At 49.1% G+C, this 21,495-nt stretch carries 9 protein-coding genes, 1 tRNA gene and 3 pseudogenes; 2 read left to right on the forward strand and 11 right to left on the reverse strand.

What is annotated here, in order from left to right; translation table 11 throughout:
* Positions 1-23: 23 nt before the first annotated feature.
* From KB890_RS09215 to KB890_RS09235, 5 genes and pseudogenes are all read right to left on the reverse strand, one after another.
* Positions 24-3,341, reverse strand: a complete 3,318-nt coding sequence (locus KB890_RS09215; protein WP_020323936.1) for a VPA1262 family protein — start codon at positions 3,339-3,341, stop codon at positions 24-26.
* A gap of 274 nt (positions 3,342-3,615) precedes the next feature.
* Positions 3,616-4,475 (reverse strand): annotated as a pseudogene (gene tnpC, locus KB890_RS09220) (IS66 family transposase); the annotation flags it as partial.
* Between the two features lie 6 nt (positions 4,476-4,481).
* Positions 4,482-4,801, reverse strand: a pseudogene (locus KB890_RS09225) (transposase); the annotation flags it as partial.
* A 160-nt stretch (positions 4,802-4,961) separates the two neighbouring features.
* Positions 4,962-5,654 (reverse strand): hypothetical protein, encoded by a 693-nt coding sequence (locus KB890_RS09230; RefSeq protein ID WP_020323782.1) that lies wholly within the window; start codon positions 5,652-5,654, stop codon positions 4,962-4,964.
* Complete coding sequence (locus tag KB890_RS09235) at positions 5,651-7,051, reverse strand: tyrosine-type recombinase/integrase (protein WP_020323778.1); 1,401 nt, start codon at positions 7,049-7,051, stop codon at positions 5,651-5,653. The genes KB890_RS09230 and KB890_RS09235 overlap by 4 nt, the downstream gene beginning before the upstream one ends.
* Before the next feature lie 151 nt (positions 7,052-7,202).
* Here KB890_RS09235 and KB890_RS09240 point away from each other — a divergent pair.
* Positions 7,203-7,274 (forward strand) — tRNA-Thr (locus tag KB890_RS09240).
* A gap of 1,118 nt (positions 7,275-8,392) precedes the next feature.
* On the opposite strand, the gene zorD is transcribed toward KB890_RS09240, so the two are convergent.
* The 6 genes and pseudogenes from zorD to KB890_RS09270 form a co-directional block, all read right to left on the reverse strand.
* Positions 8,393-11,635, reverse strand: a complete 3,243-nt coding sequence (gene zorD / locus KB890_RS09245; RefSeq protein ID WP_094965576.1) for a type I Zorya anti-phage system protein ZorD — start codon at positions 11,633-11,635, stop codon at positions 8,393-8,395.
* Positions 11,635-13,317, reverse strand: coding sequence for a type I Zorya anti-phage system protein ZorC (gene zorC, locus KB890_RS09250; protein WP_004178703.1), 1,683 nt, complete (start codon positions 13,315-13,317; stop codon positions 11,635-11,637). The genes zorD and zorC overlap by 1 nt, the downstream gene beginning before the upstream one ends.
* Positions 13,314-14,054, reverse strand: a complete 741-nt coding sequence (zorB1, locus tag KB890_RS09255) for a type I Zorya anti-phage system protein ZorB1 (RefSeq protein ID WP_004195968.1) — start codon at positions 14,052-14,054, stop codon at positions 13,314-13,316. Before zorB1 ends, zorC begins: the two co-directional genes overlap by 4 nt.
* A 13-nt stretch (positions 14,055-14,067) precedes the next feature.
* Positions 14,068-16,257 carry a type I Zorya anti-phage system protein ZorA1 gene (gene zorA1, locus KB890_RS09260; protein WP_004178700.1) on the reverse strand — a complete coding sequence of 730 codons (2,190 nt, stop codon included), beginning with the start codon at positions 16,255-16,257 and terminating at the stop codon, positions 14,068-14,070.
* Between the two features lie 643 nt (positions 16,258-16,900).
* Positions 16,901-17,131 (reverse strand): annotated as a pseudogene (locus KB890_RS09265) (transposase); the annotation flags it as partial.
* 380 nt (positions 17,132-17,511) lie between these two features.
* A complete protein-coding gene (locus tag KB890_RS09270; RefSeq protein ID WP_004195965.1) occupies positions 17,512-20,277 on the reverse strand; it encodes a LuxR C-terminal-related transcriptional regulator in 2,766 nt (921 codons plus the stop codon).
* Positions 20,278-20,530: 253 nt separating this feature from the next.
* Here KB890_RS09270 and KB890_RS09275 point away from each other — a divergent pair, with 253 nt between their 5' ends.
* Positions 20,531-21,490, forward strand: coding sequence for a thiamine pyrophosphate-dependent dehydrogenase E1 component subunit alpha (locus KB890_RS09275; RefSeq protein ID WP_004178694.1), 960 nt, complete (start codon positions 20,531-20,533; stop codon positions 21,488-21,490).
* The last annotated feature ends 5 nt before the right edge of the window (positions 21,491-21,495 follow it).

A 21,495-nucleotide genomic window follows, 5' to 3' on the forward strand; every position in this document is an offset into this window, starting at 1 on the left:
AGGTCCCTTATTTTCGCCCTAGATCACCGTGGCTCGATTGCTCTCTGAATAATTTGATGAAGACCATGTGACCCAATCTGTTCGGGATCGCCATTTACATAAGTGAGCAGGTCTTTGCTTGAACTCCAGCGCCAAGTTGAGGGGCTGATTCGTTCAATAATTTCTTCGCTTTCAAGCAGAAGTTCATTCAACAGTGGTAACTCATCAGGCACCAATGTTTTAATCCTACGAGCGAGCGCATAGAGCCAGAGGTTTACTTGGTGCGCATTGTTGTAGGATTTACAGCTTATCTGCGCGCTCATCGGCCGCCTGATGGTCCGAGCCAGTGCATCAAAGACATTCCTAAGTTCTCTGACAATCTCCACTCGATCTGCTGAGACTAGGTATTTGGTCGCAATAGCCAGCTCATCGGTGAATGCACCGTCCGCATCTAGAGTAAAATAGAGACTCTCATTCTTGAGTGCTGTACGCCATTGGGTAGTCAGCTCTGTCAACCACTGATGGGCAACTTGAGTGATATCGATTGTTCTTTTTTCCAGCATGGGTACGAGCATGGATTCAAGAATCCAGGGCGTGAAATGGTGTAGCCTGCCGAGGCGTCCCCGAACAGGTTGAAGAATATCCTTGAGCTCATCGTCCGCGAGAGGAGCCTTTAACGATTGGATTAAACAAGCGATGAGTTGTGGTTTAATCTCCGAATTAAGGTAGTTGGCTTCGTTGATCAGCCAGCACAAAATGATACGTCGAACAGTGGCTGATTCGATATGGTCGATTTTTGAAAGGGCTTCAATTCCCCAGACTCCCCTGTTAAGGGCGTTTTCAAGAGCATGAAGCCCTATCCAGATTATTACACTCACATTGCTCTGCAAAAGCGCATCAATTTGCTCATGATGCTTGTCAAAGCTGACGCACAAACAAATATGCTTAAGGGCTTCAACCACAAGCGCGTGAGTACGAGGAGACTTGATTGGTTCAGAGAATATTGTGTTTAACCAAGATACCAACTGCTTTGGAGCTTGCGACCATAGGAGTTGTATGGAGTAGTAATCGCTCCATGAGGTATCTACGGGTGAATATGTGAATGTACTGAACGGATCATTTTTTGAAAGCAGTAGTGCTGTAAGTCCCTGTGAACAGTAGTGTTCAATGTCAAGTTGTTTTTTTGTGAGACGTGGTTGCAGTGCTTTTGCTCTGGAGGGAGAGATGTGCTCCAACAGTGCAACCTTCACAAGTTCGGATAATACTGATTGCTCCTTGTTGTAGAGGCTACCTGCATAGCGACTAGCCGGGGAGTTGGCTATGACATAACCAAGGGCATCCCAAGCTGAGTGGAAATCTGCTATTGGCAACCCTTCAGTCCAGAATTTGGCGGGAAGAGCGTCAAAGCGATCTCCGTCAAGTTTCCCATCCTTAATATATCCTTTAGCACTCATCTGCTCCATGAGTACAGCTCCTGACAAGTTTGAAAGCTGCTCATCATCAAGCCACCAAGCTAGCACGCTACCAGCGCATGGTAGCTCAGCAAATGAGGAATTGTGATTTAGTCCTTTAGGCTTCTCCTCCTCACATGGGCTAATATCGGCAGAATTGAAAATTATTCTTGCAGGAAGGTGGGGATTACCCTCTCCATAGAGTGTACTTTGGATAATCTGATCAACGTACTCAAATACTTGCGGAATCACGTCCAGAGGAATAGGGGTTACCAATAGAGGATGTTTCTCGCTGGCCCTCTGAACTGAATTGGAAAGATGGTACCCAGCTAACGGCTGACCATTGGCTGAGCGAATGAGGATCATGCGGTCGTGGAGTTTTTTATCTGGTACTGAGAGTATTTTGAGGCAAACACTTCCAAAGTAGCCATTATTCCAACCTGAACATCTCGCTAGAAGATTTTCAACACGGTTGGGCTCATCGGCCTCTTTTATGCTGTCATCATTCGACATTTTTTCCGTCGTGATGACAAGGTAATCAGCAGTAGCAGTGCCCAGTCGGTTGAGAAGCTCAATCCCTACATCCTCCATAAATGGGTCGATCCAAGCAATTTTCGCGTCGTGGTGCCGTTCGAAAATGCCTTTGAGCCAGTCTATCAACTCGAGACGGCTCATACCGCTGCTGTCGTTGAGAGTAGGAAAGAACCGTCCGTCGGATTTCTTGGGGCATAACTGTTTGACTCTGTTCTGGATGAGCCAGTTGAGTGGAACCCATGGATCATCCGCATACCCGCCCATTTGTGACCGAGACGGACGACTAATAGCACGCCCAATCTGTCCTGCTGTCTCCAGTCTGGCCCTTTCCCTTTTCGGTACTTTTTTTGCCAACCATTCGAATTGGTAGTTTGCCCTAATGGGTTCGACTAACTGCATGTTGAGATTCATTTCGCGCACAAATTCTGCGCCGGTTTGAAGCAGGAGGAATGATTGCTCACCATTTATTCCAAGCGCATAAACCTCCATTGTATAAGCTGTGCTAGCTTGGTCCTGAAACACTTTGAGTTCAAATGTGTGATGGAGAGGGTATGAAGCATTCTTGCTGAGGTTGGCGATATAAGAGGACTGAAGGCCACCATCACTGTACGCCTTGACAATAACCAACAGATCGGAAGGTTCCCGGGTTAGTGGTTCGAATAGCGTCAGAGATGACTGCTGCCCCTTCAAAGATACGTCATACTTGCTGCGCTCTGAAGCATTGAGCCCAGGAGCACAGATGAACTCAAAGTCTCCAATTCGCCAAGAGTCAATTGTGGAGAAGTCTAAGCCAGTATCTGCATCCAATACTTGGCATGCAAATTTGGCAATCTTCATGTCATATCCTTCCAACACACTGAATAATTTTGATTTTTCTCTTGGAGAAATTGCGCCGCTGTCAACACTGGAATAGCTGGTCGGGCTTAGCCGATTAGTTTGAAATCTATAATAATCGCGTGTCGGCAAATGCATTACAGGGCGAGTGATAGGATTCACACAAAATGTACTTGTTCCTATCGCCTTAGCCAATTTGTCGCTGATATGCAGCCCGGAGAATTGGCAAGATTTCTGAAACGTCTCTCCGCAGATGAAGTGCTCAAGGAAAGTCCTCAGTCTCTCGGTAGAGGTATGAAGTGTCAAGGCGTGAGTTCTGACTGAGCAATTCTCAGTAAGTGGCATTTTGGAACTAACGCTCCCGCTCCAACTGTTTGATTGGTAGTTTCCTGATAGTGACCGACCATACAGAAAACGTAGTTCACTTGAATCTTCCCACTCGATCTCCAATAGCCAGATTTGGCTTACAGTGAGATTTTGATCATCTCCGAACAAGTCATATAGCCTAGAGTCTGAAAGCAACGCGCACATTGGACTCGTCATAGGGTCTCCTTTGTAGTGCTGAGTAAAAAGTGGATATAGATATGTGGCGCTGGCTGGAAGTAAACTGGCCCCCTGAATCTCCAGCCTATTGTTATCACTTAAGTTAGTGATAGTCGGTAAGTGTCAACGAAGTTGTCACACCTGAGGTTCACTATGCGGCCTGCTTTTCCCGCTCCGCGTTCAGCGTTACCTCCGCTTTCCACTGCCAGTTTCGCGTTCAGCTCCGCCAGCTTAACCGTAAGCTTACAGCGAGAACCTCATTGACGGAGATGTTTTATTCAGCTGGCAGGCTTACTCGCCATGGTAACAGCTCGTGGACAGATTGACTGGCCAGTCAGCTATGACGTTGAGGACATGACGGAGGTACCTCTCTGGATCCACGCCGTTCAATTTGCACGTACCGATCAGGCTGTACAACAGCGCTCCGTGCTCACCGTGGTCGGAGCCGAAGAACAGGAAGTTCTTGCGACCCAGACTGACCGTCCGCAGGGCATTTTCAGAGATGTTGTTATATGCTTCAGCCCAGCCACCCTCTGCATAGTACGTCAGTGCCGGCCACTGGTACAGGGCGTACGCGAACGCCTTCTCCAGCTCTGAGTGCCTTGAGGGCGTTTTCATCTTTTCACGCAGACAGCTTTCCAGGGCTTTCAGCTGTGGTTTAGCTTTTTGCTGACGTTCAGCAAGGCGCTGTTCTGTCTGCATTCCCCTTATTTCCGCCTCAACGGTATACAGCTCGCCGATACGTTTCAGGGCTTCCTCCGTCAGGACTGACGGAGTGCGGACCTGTACGTCGTGGATCTTGCGGCGGGCGTGAGCCCAGCAGGCTGCTTCCATTATTTTTCCATTGAGGTACAGCTCGCTGAACCCAGCGTACGCGTCCGCCTACAGCACGCCGCTGAAGCCAGCAAGATGGGTCTGCGGGTGGAGGCCTTTTCTGTCCGGGCTTTAAGCGAACCACACCGCTGGCGCAATTGCTGAGCCGGCGTTGCGATCATCACGAACGTACGTCCACAACCGCACAGTCTTCGTCTTCTTATTACCCTGCAGCAGCAACGGGACGGGGGTATCATCAGCATGGAGTTTGCCGCCGGTCAGGACATAGTTATGAAACACCTCTTCCTGCGGGGACAGCAACCATCAATCCGGATAGTGCAGCGGAATGCCCGTCAGGGAGAAAATGGAATCAATGAACCCCTGAGCAGTCCGCAAGGTCAGCCGGAATACGCGTTTAATCACCAGAACGGTAGTAATGGCAAGGTCAGAATAGCGCTGAGGTCCTCCGCGTGCTGAAGGCGTTGCAGACTCATACCATGCCTGAACAGCCTAACCATCTAGCCAGGAAGCGAGGGAGCCGCGATTGATAAGTGCTTTGTTGTAAGTGCGCCAGTTTTTGATTCGGAACTTCTGCTTTGCCACGGAACTACCAGGGTTGTCAGGGAATGTGTGATCTGAACCTTCAACTCAGCAAAAGTTCGATTTATTCAACAAAGCCACTTAGATGCTGTTTGGTTTTTTTATTTCATTATCAGATTTTCGTTCGTATCGATTGATTGGTTTAATAGTGTTATAAAGCATAGCTCAACCAGCTCAAATCTGAGCTAATACAAATATTCAATAATATTATTGTTTATTTTTGATTTTCCCTTTGCCTCTCATTTTTTTCCATCGATATTCAAAAATTTCCTTGCGGCTGAACTCATTGGATAGTTTGTTCCATACATCCTTTTTGATTCCCTGCTTGCCGTTTTCTTGGTAGATCTCCAATGGTTCATATCCTAAATCTCTAATGGCTTTAAGAATAAGTATTTCGTGACGTTGATCCATGCTGGTTTTTTTATCTTCTCCATTTTTACTCGCAGAGGGGAAATAGTCATTTATCTGTTTTTTTAATTCAATTACAGTCGATTCCCGAAGCTTTTCCATTTCCTTTTTATAATGCTCCACATACATTTCTTTTGCTCTTTTTCTATTGCCGCTTTCGTTAATTTCGAGTCTCTCGATATCTTCAGATTCTTTTTCTATCTTCGTGATTAATCCAAATCCGAAAAATTCAATATCAACAAGAAAATCAACTAAATCATCTCTTTCGCATGGGATAGTAATGGCCGGTTTTGTGTAATCTCCTGTTGGATGATTAATTAAAATATGAAGCTCCTCTTTTGTTAACGAATCTCTTATCTCTTTGTTTATTTCTGAAGGAGGCGTTACCCATATACCATCTTCCTTTAAGGTCATTCCTGGTGCAGGCCAATCGTTACAATCACAAGGCTCTATATCAAAGATCATCATAATATCGATAAATCGAACTTTCATTTTTCAATTCTCGCTTGTGAGTTTTCAACCAAACGGATATGTGTTTTTTCTTTTTCAGGTGTGACAAAAAGTATCCCGGCCTGTTCAAGCACCCACTCTTCAATCTTAGTATGCCATTTGCGCAATAAATCTATTGGTCTGCGACGGTAGTGCTTTTCAGCTAACGCGCTGGGTTTGTGGCCCATGATTTGAGCAACAATCCCTACAGGTACTTCAATCCATTCGGAAAGAGTCCCGAAAGATCTTCTTAATCCATGCAGGCTGATGTGTGGTAAGCCTGCATTTTCCAATGCCCGATTATGTGCAAGGCGAGGTTCTTTGATACGCCCATCAGTGCTGCGGGCACTGGCGAAAACGTAGGGGTTATCTGTTATGCCATCGTTCAACTTTTGACGTGGTAAACTGTGAGCCAACATTGAAACATATGGCGTCAGCGGTATAACCCTTTCTCCCTCAATTTTGTCCCTGATAGTCATACTGTGCCATTTAAAATCAATGTCATTCCATTTTAGGTTCGCCAGTTCTTCTCGGCGAGCGCCAGTCAGCAGTAGGATTTGTAGGTAGTTGGAAATTGTCCGGTTGCTTAGTTGCTGCACTGCAGCGAACCAGTTGGCTAGCTGTTCTCGTTGCAAGCAATCATCTTTAGTTTCAGCACGAGCTAAGTGCTCTTTTACTTCATGGGACAGGCATACGTTCTTGTCCGCCAACCCAGACCATGGGCTTTGTTCAAGCCAAGATAAAAAAGCACGCAGCAACCGATAAGCATGGGCTGCAACACTAGGACGTTCATTACTTTCATGTTGTAGCCACTCGGCGAGTTTAGCCGCATTTAGTTCTTTGAGACGCAAGGGCATTAAAGAGGCTAGGGGGCCTGCAACTGTTTTACCCTTACCTCGGGTCTTTGATTTTCCACCAGGGGTAGAGAGATTGAAATGGTCGGTGATATAGCGAGGTGAACGTAGTTTGCCCGTTTTTGGGCTGCGAGTAGTTTTCAGGTGTTCTATGTAAGCCGACCATGCAACCTGAAGCGTAGTAGTTTCTCGTTCAGCCTGCATGAACTTTTCTTCTGCCGCTTTGCGACGTTCCTCTTTGGCTTCTCGTGGATCTATACCTGTATCGCACAGAGCTTGTAAGCGACGAGCTTCCTTACGGGCATTATTCTCTGAGCTATCTGCGGGGCCATCCAGACGCCACACTTTTACACTGCCGATAGTTATTCGCAATGACTTACCATGGACCCTGCTTTGGAATATGAATGCCTTATCTCCTGTTGCAGTAATTCGTAAACCTAGACCTGGCACCTCACTGTCCCAGTAGAAGGTTTGTACTTTGTTGGCGTCAGCTTTGGCTTTGTCGATAACACTGGTTGTGAGTTTGATGCGATTAGAGTTAGACATTAATTTTCACTCGATTACACGAACTTTCATGTAAGCTATATGTAAGCATTTGACGGGTATTAAGGTCAATGGTTATCCATGCAAATACATCTTTGATTTTATTTAATTCATTGTTATTATTGTATTTTTATATTTTAATCAACGTTAATGAATAAAAATAAATGATTGTTTTTTCGCATTCGTAATGCGAAGGTCGTAGGTTCGACTCCTATTATCGGCACCATCACTTCAAAATCCTGTTAAATCCATTGATACGCACAGCTTTCTACCGCCTGAAATAGGATCTTTTACTGAGTGAATTTTTAGTAGCAGTTGCCGCTGTGGTTAATAATGGCAATTGGGATTGTTAACTCATAGCGGCGTGTCGTTTCCTGGCTCAAACGCGTACAAAGTGTGAATAGTCGCATCGTTCCGCCAACGACTTGAAACCGATGACGTTGCCAGCATCTCTAATCCGCTCCCAGAACCCCCATCAATCCGCCTCTGCTACGTTTTCAGCCATCGGATCACAACGGCTAGCTAAGGCTGGTGGCATGCTTGCCTAGAGATAAGAACGAATGTGATAAATTTTCGCCCGATTACCCATTCGGAACTCATAAGTAAGGGCAACGAGCCCCTGCATGATGGAGTTTCAAAATGTCACGTACACAAGCGGAATGCCGCCATCATGGGCGCCACATGAAGCAGAAGCGTCGCCAGTATTTTCGTGTTTTCTCCAGAGTGTCGCCACGCATGGCCGGAATCATTGCACGCCCCAAACATCTTGCTCATGCCCTATGTTTGGAAATCAGGGTGAGCGCCACGGTATGAGTTGGCAAGAGATTAACTACCACTTGCGATATGCTGATTGGCAGGAGGATAAATGCACCATGATTTCACCGTAGAACATTTGTAATGTACCTTATTTGGAGCTTACTTATGTCTACATTTAATACCCATAAAGACCGTAATCGCCGCGGTAAACCATTGCCGCACTGGCGCGTGCAGTACGCAACTCACTATCGTATAAAACACATTCACTACACCGTTCGATATGGAGACAACGCGCCCCGTGTGAATCACGGCAAAAATCCGCGTCTTTGGAACAGCTTCTTATATATGACCCGCCGACGTCGCATTGATGATCGCGCCCTAGCTTATGCTGTAGTAACTGGCGAAGATTCTGATAGCCTGCTATGGTACCGAACAATCGGCCCTTGGAATATTACTGGTAAACCTCAAACCCGATGCAGCGGGTTTTTTATCCCAAGATTAACGCTACCTCTTATTGAGGTGGTCAGTAGCAGGTATTGGCTTTGAAATGGATCTAAGCTTCTTTTTGGTAGTGCGAAAATTGAGTGCTTATGTCCCTTTTAAAATATTCTCAAAATCGGCACTGCTCAGCTCAGGTGTAGAACATAACATATCTCTGGCCAATGCACGGCGACGCTGAAGGAGTTCATCTAATGTTTCTTCAAACGTCGTGATTTCAGAGTCCATTACCGTCGGATAATACACATATACATCTTTTGTCTGGCCGATACGGTAAGCGCGGTCAGTTGCCTGATCTTCTTTTGCCGGATTCCAACAGCGGGTGAAATGAATAACGTGGTTTGCTTTCTGCACGTTAACCCCAAATCCAACTGCGACGGTGGAGAGAATAATCACGCCAAAGCCGGATTGGGACTGGAAATTATCAATCAATCGCTGGCGGCTATTCTGGCTATGACTCTTAGTACTGGTGTCGCCGTTGATGATCACCGGACGGAAACCGAATCGCTGTTGAATAGCATGCTGTATCTCGCGCTGGAGATCGCGCAGCTCAGTAAAGATGATTACTTTGTCTTTGCTGGTGTGCTTAATTTCATCTAGCGTTTTCAACATCCAGTTTAGCTTTGGCGACCCTTCCCTATATCGAGGCTCAGGGTTAACGACTGCTGGGTGTGCACAAATGAGTTTAAGACGATGTAATAACCCCAGCATCCCCGCCCCCGCCTGCTGCATTCCTTCACTAATTGCCTGCTGTTGTTGCCAGTTCGCTATCGAAGAAAGATACAGTTGCTTTTGAGGGCCAGAAAGCGGCAGTTGCTTACAACTAACGACTTCGATTTTTTGCGGTAAATCACGCGCAACTTCTTCTTTAGTCCGGCGTAATGTTTGTGGTTCAATCAACGCTCGTAAGCTTTCAAGCTGCCCTGTATCCCGACCCGCTTCGTTCTCTATCGGGCGAACATAGTGTCTGCCAAATTCATTGAGTGCACCTAACAGGCCAGGCTGTGCGAAATCAAAGAGGCTCCACAGGTCTACAAGCGTGTTTTCGACAGGCGTGCCGGTACATGCCACTTTGAATCTTGCTTGTATCGCATTGGCTGCATGAGTGATTAATGCCGCCGGGTTCTTTATTTTTTGTGCCTCGTCGCAGACCATGATGGACCATGGCTGGCGCGCCAGGGAGAACTCCTGATCGCGAAGCGTCTCGTAGGTTGTCAGAATGATTTTCGCTTCACCCTGCCAGCCGGGTTTGAGCAAATTTTTAATCCCCTGACTTTGGAGATGAGCAGGAATCGCCTGTTTCGGGTATTTCACCGCTTTGATAGTGTCGCCATACAATTTCATCACCGAAATCCCAGAGGTGTAGAAGAAATTGTCGAGTTCACGCTCCCAGTTATCCAAAAGAGAGACGGGGGCAACGATGAGACTTGGTGGCTCGTCAGGGAATTTTTCAATGAACCACACCAGGAAGGTCAGAATCTGCAGCGTTTTCCCCAGCCCCATATCATCCGCGAGCAGGCAACCTGCAGTTTCCTGAGGTGAACGAAGGAAAAGCTGCTGAAGCCAGGCCACACCTTCACGCTGGTGGTCTTTGAGTCGGATGTGCTCTTTCAGGCTCAGTGGAATTTCAGGTTCAGCATTGCGTGCATTGAGGAGTGAATTTCGGCGCTGTTTAATGTAAACCGCTTCTTCAATATTCTGTTCAATTTTGAGCACTGCCCGGGCTGCTTTTTCAACAACATTGCTCTCTGATTCATGTGCTGCATTTTGCTGTTTTTCCCAGTTCTTACTGAAGGTTTTCGCCGCATCCAGTGGCAGTTCAGTCTCATTCCAGGGAGAGATGATATGCGTTTCGCCAGTCGCTTCGGCATAGGTTATTCTCTCCTGCAGTTCATCGAAATGCTGCAGATTATCGGGTTGCCAGCCATCCAGTGTTTCTACCGAAAATTCGGAGAAGTCGATGCCAACAGGGAGCCAGTTTTCACTTTGCGCCTTGGTCAGCCAGGGAGAGGATATTTTTTCGAACTCACCGATGCCGATGACGCGATCGCCATATTTGCCCAGATCCAGGACATCGCTAAATTCTTTACCTTCGACTTCCTGTTGCCAGCGCGTCAGCAGTGACTGGCAGTCATGCCATTGCTGTTCCGTGAATTGGCTCAGTTCCAGCTCGTAACCCTGCCAGGAACCTGCTGGCATTTGTGCGGCAACACTTATCCCTACGGCCTGAACAAATTTATCCAACTCCCATGGAGCAGAGAAAAGGAATGTCACTTCCGGTTGCGGTATGGGAGAGACAGGTTCAAGTACCAGCGTAATATCGTTTATCTTGTTCTCATCATTTACACTGGGTTGAAGTCTGAAATGGTGGAAGAAGATATGGGCATCAAACAGCGCCTGCTCATGCTCTTCAGGGGCAATAACACTGGCGGCATCTTCACCCAGGAAAGTATAGGGGTTGCGAACAAAGGAAAGAGCCTCACTACCGGCCACCCGACGGCCTGGGATTGAGTGTATTGAATTCAGAACTTCTTTCACTTCGGGTGGGATAATGACATGGCTGAGTTCACCGTTCTCCCCGGGAATACGGTAGCTATCATGAACCTGAGCGTTCTTATCAAAACTGCCGAGCCAGTTTGCAGGTTGGTCCTCAAAGTGGGGTTCAATCTCGATAACGGCAGTATCAGCAACTGTCGCCTTACGGAGGCGTAACGACAATGAAGTGGGTTTAATGACATGCGTTTTTTCTAAATAATCATCAAATTTTGCAGCGGCCTGTTTCGCGCATTTGCGAATTGTGGCCCATCCCAGCTGGTTAGTGGTTTCGCCGGGGGCCTGAGTTTGCTGGATGCTTAGCTGCTCGGTTGCCTGCAAGAGCGCCCAGTTTTCTCGTGATAACAGATGCTGCTGGTTTTCATGAGTAAAAATAGCCCCGGTGCGGCTGAAACGGATAGTTTGACGTGAGGGAAGCGTAGTCCATTCAGCAATCCAGACGCGGAAATCCTTATCGCTTAGCGCTCCTCGTGAACTCATGCTTGCACGTAAAGGCAATACTTCAGGTATGCCAATTAGAGGCAGGCTACTGGCATGCTCTTCATCTTCCAGCAGGTGATACAACGCCTCCCAGCTCAGCAACCATCGGTCTGTGAGTGATATTAGATAGTCTTCTTCAGCCAGTTGCTCAAGCCAGGATGCCAGCGCCCAAAGCTCGGGATCATCCACCAAAGATTGAGGGAAGCTGAGCCCGTTTTCTTCAGCCCGGTACTGATTCTTCAGGTGGCGTTCTATCTGCTGACGGTCTCCCGTCAGTTTACTTAACAGACGTTTTAGCATTATTTGATCCAGTAACGGTGCGGTTCTTTGGCCACGGGGGTGAAACCGAGTCTGAGTAATTCTCTTTCCGTTGTGTCATCCGGTGTTTTGAGCTGTACAGACAACACGCCACCTTTTTGCCGATTATCGCTGACGATGCAGGAAATATTTTCCAGCAGGCGCTGTATGGCCGTATCCCGCAGCGGATTAATGATTTTGACATCAGAGAGCGAAGTGGGGGAGGACTCTTTTTTATCAACAAACTTAATGGGTTCTTCAGCCATCCAGCGAATGCCCAGTTTGTGCAGTTCATCATCGTATTTCAGCATCCAGCCGGTGATGCGAACGTTGCTGTATCCATAAGCCCGAGGAGCATGCGGTAATCGCAGGATGCAGCGCCCCTGGCTTTTTAAGTGCACATTAATCTCCAGAGATCCAGACTCGGGATTGAACGGAGCCTCGCCGATGCGGTAAGCGTACATCGCGTTCCCCGTTCCTGAAAATTCAACGAAGATGTAATCGTTTATCTGCATGATCATCGCGTTATCAAAACTACGGCCACCGCGCAGATGGCTCAGCCTCCCACGATTCTCCTCCCGGAATTTCACAAAATCGCTGTCACGATCGGTCCAGGCATCCTGCCCCATCACGATACGGGTGAACCCCATCTGATTGGCGAAACGCAGCCAATAGTGCAGCCTGGCCTGATCGACATCACCATTGCCGCGAAGCAGCTCAAAGAAGTGCATCAAGTCCTGTTTTGCCAGCCAGCCCCGGACCATCGCAGCCACTGGTTCGGATACATACTGATGCCACTTATTCTGCTGACTCTTGAGTTGCGGGTTATCCCAGTATTCCAGTGCAGCCTGTTTCAGGGCGGAATGCGCCTGATCGCGATAGGTTGAATGATAGTAACGGGTTAGCGTCGCCGTCATGATGTCATCGCGAAAACGTACCCACTGCGCTGCCAGCCCTAATAACCAAATGATTTTGTCCAGATAGTGAGGATCGTCCAGGGTATCAAGCTGAGCCAGTAGCACCGTGAAAATACGTTTCCATAGCCAGCTGCTGTCAGGGATTTGCGCGATTTTTTCTAGTGAGGAGAGTGAGTTGCTTTCGCCCGCGAGTAACTGTTGGGAGATTACGCCGCCTGCCTGAGGTGTAAAAATATCGTGGTAAAACTCAATCGTTTTCATCCACGATTTTTCTCTGCGGATAGCGGACTTCACCACCAGGTAGCCCTGAGCGATGTGGCCACGCAGCACGCACCAATGCGGATTTGATTCCGGAGTTTCGTTCCTGTAAGCAAAATAGCTGGCACAGAGTGCAGCCCAATCCCGGCGCTTCAGCGTTTTGGTTTCGATCCGCTTTTTGATAGCGCTGTTCACCTCAGGGAAAAGCTGCTCATCTTCCAGCAATATCGGCTGATTGGGGTGGAGTGGATCCGTATCAACAAGACCATAAAACACCATTCGCCACTCACGTTCGGTCAATTCTTCTGCAAGACGAAATCGACGCAGCGCCGCCAGCCGCATCTCATGTGGAGGCGCAGGGATTTTCTCGGCTTTATCAAATCGCTTTTCCATGTCGAGACCCGCAGAGGTCAGAGCATGAAAATCATGACGCAGGAAATTGTCATTCTGCTGGCTGGAGGACAGCTTCGCTGCAATACGTTGTGCAAGAGAGCTTAGTGCTGGCGTCATTGTGGCATTACCAACTGGCAAACTTCTTTATTCACAACAGGCGGAAAATCCACCTCTTCAGTGCCATCGCGTTTATCTTTGAGCCCAAAGAACTGCATGCGTAGCTCGACGCGACGGCTGGCTTCTTTGCTCTCTTTAGCGTTGTTAAAGGAGACGCCACCCGCAAGGAAAAGCTTACGAATCTGGATTTGTTGTTCTGCGGAGATGCTCTTTTGCAGAGGGCTGCGGCTATCGAGCAAGCTACACATTACCCATTCAGAACGCTGTAAGGATAGATGCAGGTTGTAAAGATACGAGCCATCGGTGTCAGTAAAACCTTCAATGACGATTTGCTTAAACCACTTTTTACCTTCTTCGCTGTCGGAGGCTTCAAGTACAAGCGGCACTACATCCTGTAATGCTTTTTGCCCTTCGGCATTCAGGAAAAATCGGTTGTGGTCGAACCGGCCTGCTTCACCGAAGCTGATGCGGTTATCGTGGCAATCAACCACAATCGTTTTATTCACGCTGCGAGCATGCAATTCCAAGCGTTCACATAATCTGGAGATATCCTGTCCCCTCGTTTTTTCACCTTGTTCTGCACGCTGAATACGTTGGGTCACAGAACTCAATGACGCTACCATGACGACCAAAAATAACACCATCATAGCGGTCATTAGATCGGCGTAAGAAATCCAGAAGGGTTTTTCAGCTTCATCACTATGGCGCTTTTTAACGCCAAATGCATTCGCAAACATCATCTATCCCCCCTCAGGCACGTACGCGAGACAGAACATCATCAAGTTCGCTGACGCTTTCTCCGATCTGTTCGACAGAGCCAGCGAGCAAGTTAGAGGCTTTTGCCATTTCGACATCCAGTTTGCCCAGTGTTTTATCCAGGCTACGTGAAACGCCCTCTGAGAAGTCTTCAAACCCTTTGCCAAGCACGTCGCTAACATTTTCCATAAAGGTCTGCGCTTCACGGTTATAACTTTGCAGGCGCTCACCATGCTGCTTAAGATCGGTGATGAACTGGCTGCGAGTGGTTTGTTCTGACTGGGTATTGGCAGCAAGTAGCTCCAGCATGGCGATGGATTTGCTAACGGCTTCCCGATTATTACGGTAATCCGCCACCACAGACGTGAGTTCGCTAGTGGCAAGTGAAAGCGATGAACCGGCTGATTGTGCTTTGTTCAGAACATCTGCGGTGAGGTGGTTGGCCTCTGATACCCGATCTCCTGCATGTTCAAATCGCTCGGCGGCAACGCGCATTTTGTCTGCGCCGTTTTGCATATCCTGAATCTGTCGGCTGGTTTGTTCTGCGAGTTTGTTCAGTGTTTCGGTCGTACCCTGATGCTGGTTGGCAACGGTCTCGATCAGCTTTTTGATTTGATCGTCCACTTCACTCATTACTCGCTGTGTCTGCTCATGCAGTGATTGCTGATTTACCTGTTGGTTTGCGGAAATCTGCTGTTGGCCTTTATCGATCTGACCAAACAGGCTACCTAACTGTTCACCAAGCGCTTCAACAGAGGTCGCCATTTTTTCCATCGTGGCACTTTGTCCCTGTTGCACTGAATTCTGAATAGCTTCAATAAATGCGGACATGTGCTCGGCCTGCGCTTTTTCTCGCGCCTCGCTGTCAGCGAACATTTTTTCCAACTGACGTGCCATTCGTTCACCGGCGCCTTCCCCTTCAGCACCGATTTTGGCGACGGATGCCTGAAGGCTACTGAGCATATCGTTCATTCCAGCCTGCATTGCCTGCTGGCCCGATTTCATTTCGGATAACAGCTGCTCCATCAACTGTGCGCTGCCCTGGCGGGAGTCATCGCTGACCTGACGCATATCCTGCAACAGTGCGGAGAAGCCGCTCTGCATGGTCTGGATGGCGCCTACGGTTTGCCCCATCATTTCATTAAGGTTCGTAAACTGTTGGCCAAAGGTGGTGTCGAGCTTCGCCATAAATGCGGTGAGCACATCCTGCAGCATGTTCTGTACCATGCCGCTTTGATCGCCGCTGGCAGTCTGAACCGCACCCGCAATTTTATCCAGCGGTGACTTCAGGCTATTTTCAATTGCCCCGCTCACCTGATCGGCAAACTGTGCGCCTGATTCACGGTAGGTGTTGCTTAACGTATTCGCGAGGCGTTCATTTTCAACTTTCTGGCTTTCGGCGAGATGAAGCAGCATGTCACGAAGATCGGTAACCAGGCTCTCTTTCAGATGACGCGCCTGGGTTGCGCTTTCGTTGCTGGATTTCACCAGCGAGGCGAGGTATTCCTCACCTACGCCGCTAACGTAGAGCTTGTCGATAGCGGCGGTAAATTTTTCGAGATACTTATAGCACTTGGCGATGGATAGTTTTTCCAGCCAGGTGATGAAAATAGAGGCAGCAATAGCCACGGCAGAGCCAAGGAAAGCATACAACACATCGTGCAGCAAATTATTGACACTGCTGGTAACCTGCTCTGGAGTGCTGGGATCGAAGTGGTTGAGGCCAATCATCAGGCCGTAAAATGTACCGATAATACCCACACCGGTCAGAATACCGGGCAGGTGCTTGAAGAATTCCGTATTGAGTGGGATATCGACTAACTGTTGTTCGGAGAAGTAGCTAGAGCTTGGCGCCGTGGCACGAATGCGGACAATTTTTTCTTCCCCACCTTCTAGCTCGCGTTGAGGATGTAACGACTCTTCAAACTCATTCCACGCGTGTTTGAGCTCAGGGCGCTTAAACAGATTTTGCAGATGTGCAAGCTGTTCCTCTGGGGAACTGCTTTCAATGCTAGTAATTGAACGGGTGTATTTTTTCAGGCTGTTAACAATTTTAATAGCTCGGAATAAATAAAAGAAAAGAAAGCAAGCAACGGCCAAGCTTACGATGCTGATTACGGTGAAAGGCACATTATGGGGCTCCACAGATGTAAGAGTAACTAAAAAGGAATTAAGCCAGGACATATTTTTACCCTTTGAATATATTAATCAGCATTCAGATTACCATCGACAACATTTTGATTACCTTCAATCAAAATTTATGAGTTGTGATAGTCATCGCCGCGCCGTGATCCGCAAACCACTCCGACCGTTCAGGGGATGAACGATGCAAGCAAGCAGATTTTATGGAATGGCGGTTAGTTTCCTATTATTTATCGATCAAAAGCAAATTTCTTTACGCTGTGTCGTATGTAATGGTACCTGTTCCGGGTATCTTTTTGCGAACCGCATTCCAAAATCATACTTGCAAGGGGCCGTCGTTGCGTTTTCACAGCGAACTACCTTATGAACAACAGTTCCTGCGCAAGCTGGATAGGCATGCAAGGTTGTGGTCAATGAGCCCCTAGAGACTGGCATGATCTAGGGTCATGTTTAATGATGATTAGGCCTTTTCGTCCCCCATTCCGCACTTGTCTGAGGTACGTCGCTCTGATGCTAGGATAGAAATGCACGGAGTAAATCACAAACGCAAACTTTCCCCAACTTTTTCTCAAGGTGTCTTTTATAGATGCATATATAATCAATAAGCGTTCGAGGACCGATTGGTATACTGGAAGCGCGAAACTCGAGCCAGTTTTCCCTAAGTTCCGAGAAGACAGGCGTCTGCTCGTTCGTCCGTAATCCGCTTCAACTCTTTCTGAAGACGGCGGATCTCGGCCTGAGCATCTGACTGTTCATTATGAGTGGAAGAATCCGTACCGTACTTCTTTATCCAGGCGTAAAGACTGTGAGTGGTGATATCGAGACGTGTTGCAACACTGGAAACAGAATGACCACGATCAACAACTTGTTTGACTGCTTCAATTTTAAACTCTTCAGGATAACGCTTACCGCTCATGGGCACCTCTCTTTAAGTCATCTTAAATGACTCTGAGGTGTCTGTTAAACCCGTGGCGATTCAACATCATGAAATTACCAAGCTCTGCATTCGTAATACGAAGGTCGTAGGTTCGACTCCTATTATCGGCACCACCTCAATCAAAATGTTAAAGAAAACACTCCCTTAAAGCCTCTCTGGGATTCATTTTCCCTGATGTCGGCCAAAGCCCTTAAACTCAATGCGCTTATCGCTGAGCCAGGGCATCAAAACTGCCATCACCGTTCAGAGATAGCTCCCCATGGACTTACTAGTACCTCGATTATCCGTGGCTCATAACCCCGTTAAGAAAGTGGCTCGTCTTTATAATATTTTGCGCCTAGGCCGCCCTGTTCAAACCGTTAATCCAGTAATTTCATCTCCAGCGCCCTGCTCATCGCTTGAGTGCGACTATTCACTTTAAGCTTCGCGTAGATGTTTTTGATATGCCATTTGACCGTCTCGGCAGAAATAGCGAGGGAGCGAGCGATTTCTTTGTTCATCTGACCTTCAGCAATCAGCTGTAATATCTGAAACTCACGCTCGCTGAGCTCGCCAGGAATATCGGGGCTTCCACTATTAAACGGTGTTCCGTCTACAGGCCCGCGCTTGTCTGCCCAGGATCCCTGCACTCCCCTTTTCTCTGTCCAAGCCGAAGAGGATTCATTCATACCGATAAGCAAAGGTTGCAAGGTATCGCCAGCGTCAAGAAAGAGGCCCGTGAGATGCTGTTGTTCAGCCAGCTGCACGACTGGCTGAAATGTCGTGCGCGCAGCGGCAGTTTTGCCACTGTTCCACAAGGCCAATGACCAGAGCGTACGCAGACGCGCTGCGGTTAACCTGTCCCTCCGGCTTTCCTGATCGGAGACCATCTCAGCCAGTAAAACGCAGGCTTGCGGTGCCTGGCCTCTGGCGAGAAGAAGCCGGCTGCGGCCAAGGGATGCAGACATAACGATGGCGCGTTGGCAGGGATGTTCGGCATCCATTCTGAAGCTGGCGGCCATTTGTTCAAGCTGTCGCTGCAGTTGCTCTGCGCCGGTGAAATTGCCGCACTGCAGTCGCACCCTCACCTGCTCGGCTAACAACATGGCCTGGAGCCGTTGCCAGCCGCGAGACACAGCAAGACGCTGCGCATGCTCCAGCAATCGCTCGGCCTCATAGGGCATATCGTTATCTAAGGCCTGACGCGCGAGATAGGTATAGCTACGACTCAGCGCGTCGGGTGGACTGAATCGGTCGATGAATTCGAGCCGGTCGGCTAACAGATGCTCGGGCGAGTCACCCCTCTGACATTCATAGGCTATCTCCGCCAGCAGCGGCGCCAGCGTCGCGCCACTGGTCGACTGGGTACCGGTATAACATTCAGCCTGGCGCAACGTTTTCTCTGCGTACCACCCGGCTTTTCCCAGATCGCCCTGACAAAGATGGCACTGGGCAATGATAAACGCGCGATAAACCGAGACAAACAGATTATCTAAAGGACTTTCCGGAGAGGGCATATGCTGTTGAACCTCCAGCGCGTCGTGATAGCGCTGGTTAACAACATGGCAATAGCTGAGAATATTGCATATCAGACCATCAACCCAGGTGTCGCCGCAGGGCACTTCGGCCAGCAACGGCTGAACTATAGCCAGACTCTCCGGGATGTTTTCCGCAAAGGCTTCGCAAATTGCCCGCACAACGCGCAATTTACACCAGGTGCTGCGGGTTAAATCATCGCGATGATGCAGTACCATCTGATCGAGGTTATCAAGCAACTGCCTCGACTCATCAAAGTGGAAATAATGCGCCAGTGCCCAGGCCAGGTTAATTTGCAGGTCAATGCGCGACGGATCGGTGCTGGGCGGTAAATGATGCATCCATGAAATCAGGGTATCGATATCCCCTTCTTCCGCCAGTGACTGAGCGCTTGCGCCGTCCTGCACGGGGCTATGCACCGGCTTGCCTGCGCTGAGCGCATGGCGTACCGCCTCTGACCACAGCTTCTGTTCGACGAACCACTGACTGGCTAATTCATGTAGCTGTTTGCGGTCAATATCGTTGTTCTGCTGCAGCATGGTCCGAAGATTTTCCTGCAACAGAGGATGGTAGCGAAACCAGTAGCCTTGTTCGTCAAGGGCTGACAAAAAAAGGTTGTGTCGCTCAATCCATGCCAGCATCGCTTTACTATCATCACGTCCAGTCACTGCATTGCATAGTTCGGCATTTAACCGACTGAGGAAGGACGTTTTCACCAGGAAATCGAGAACCTCTTCCGGCAGCGGATCCAGTACCACCTCTTTCAGATAGCGGGCAATGGATCGTGTTCCTCCATGCATATTACGCAACAGATGCTCGGGATCATTCTGTAATTCTGCCGACAATGAAGCGATCTTCATGCCCGCGATCCAGCCCTCTGTCACGGACTGTAGCCGCTGTGCATGATGGTTGCTGAGGGGTAGCGCAACCGTGCGGCTAAAATAGTGTTTTGTTTCTTCGAGCGTGAATTGCAGGTCTCGATCATAGATCTCCACCAGTTGGTCCTGGGCCTGCAGCTGGCTCAGCGCAAGATTCGGGTGGAAACGGCTGCCAATGATCAGATGCAAGGCGGCAGGCGCATGCTTGATTAAATACCCCAGCGCTTCATAGACCCCACGATCGTTAATCACGTGGAAGTCGTCGATAATCAGGTACACGTCATGCGGGCAGTAGTGTAGCTGGTTAATGAGCCCGGCCAGCAGTTGCTCGGAGCTGGAGAGCTTCTGCTCTTCCATGTCACGCCAGAAATCGGCGTCCCAGTCAGCATAGAGTGGACGCAATGCTTGCAGCAGATAAGGAATAAACTGCCATACGTCATCATCATCCTCATCGAGGCTCAGCCAGGCAATACGTTCGCCCTGGGCGACCATCTGCTGATGCCATTGCGCCAACAGCGTGGTTTTGCCAAATCCAGCGCCGGCGCAGACGACGCCCAGCCGGCACTGCTGAACGGGACTGAGAAGCTGAAGCAGCCGGGGGCGCTCCAGCAATTGTATTGAGGAGCGAGGCGGGACGAATTTGGTCAGGATTAGCGGCAAGCCTCGCGTCAGCCGCAATGGCCCGGAGACCAGTGAGGGTGATTGGCGACCTTCTAAATCCAATGGCTTCATCCGTGGTGTCTACTCGCTTTGTTTTTTTCAATTGTACGCCAGCCCCCGGGATGACATGGGGCAGCCAAACTTTATTGCTACACAAAATTTAGAAAGTTTGACCTCAAGCATGAAAACCCCCACCTACCCCCCCCATGAAGGTGGCTTCGCACTCCCTTTAACCGCTCGTAGATTCATTGCATGGGTGTGGCCAGGGTTATCCGCCCTGTCTGTTGGCCCCGCCTGGGTGACCTTTATTGAGGAGAATTAAACGATGCTCAGCAAACAGGCGTTATTGCAGGCTTACCGCAAGATGCGGGAGATCAGAACATTTGAAGAGCGGTTGCATCAGGAAAATACCAGCGGTGATATTCCGGGCTTCATTCACCTTTACACCGGTGAGGAGGCCATCGCTGTGGGGGTCTGCGAAAATTTAACGAGCGCAGATTTTATTGGTTCAACACACCGTGGACATGGCCACTGTATTGCTAAAGGTTGCGACATTCACGGCATGATGGCCGAAATATTCGGTAAGGACAGCGGGTTATGTCGCGGTAAGGGCGGGTCGATGCACATTGCCGATCTGTCGAAAGGAATGCTGGGAGCGAACGCTATCGTTGGGGGAGCCCCTCCCCTGGCCATCGGCGCCGCGCTAACGGCAAAGACGCTAAAAACCGGCAACGTCGGTGTCTCTTTTACGGGCGATGGGGGTTCTAATCAGGGCCTGGTCTTTGAAGCCATCAATATGGCCGTCGTGCTCCAGCTTCCAGCCGTCTTTATTTTCGAGAATAACGGTTACGGCGAAGGGACCGGTCACGACTACGCCGTGGGCGGGCGTGATATCGCCCGACGCGCCGCTGGCTTCGGCCTGCCGGCAGTGACCGTCGATGGCACCGATTTCTTTGCCGTTTATGAGGCAACCTCAGAGGCGGTCAAGCGTGCGCGAGAAGGCGGTGGCCCAAGCGTCATTGAGGCCAAAGCCTTCCGCTGGCATGGTCATTTTGAGGGCGATCCCGCGCTATACCGCGCGGAAGGTGAAGTGCAACGCCTGCGTGAACAACATGATCCGCTAAAGATTTTTACCGCTAAGGTCAAGCGACAAATCACCCAGGAAGAACTAACGGCGATTGACGAGGAAGTAGAAGCCCTGGTCAACGATGCCGTATTGAAGGCCCGGGCCGCTGCCTACCCGGCTCCGGAAGACCTGCTGACAGACGTGTACGTCTCATACTGAGGGTG

This window comes from Klebsiella sp. P1954, from assembly GCF_018199955.1.
In the GTDB taxonomy this organism is placed as follows: Bacteria; Pseudomonadota; Gammaproteobacteria; order Enterobacterales; family Enterobacteriaceae; genus Klebsiella; species Klebsiella pneumoniae.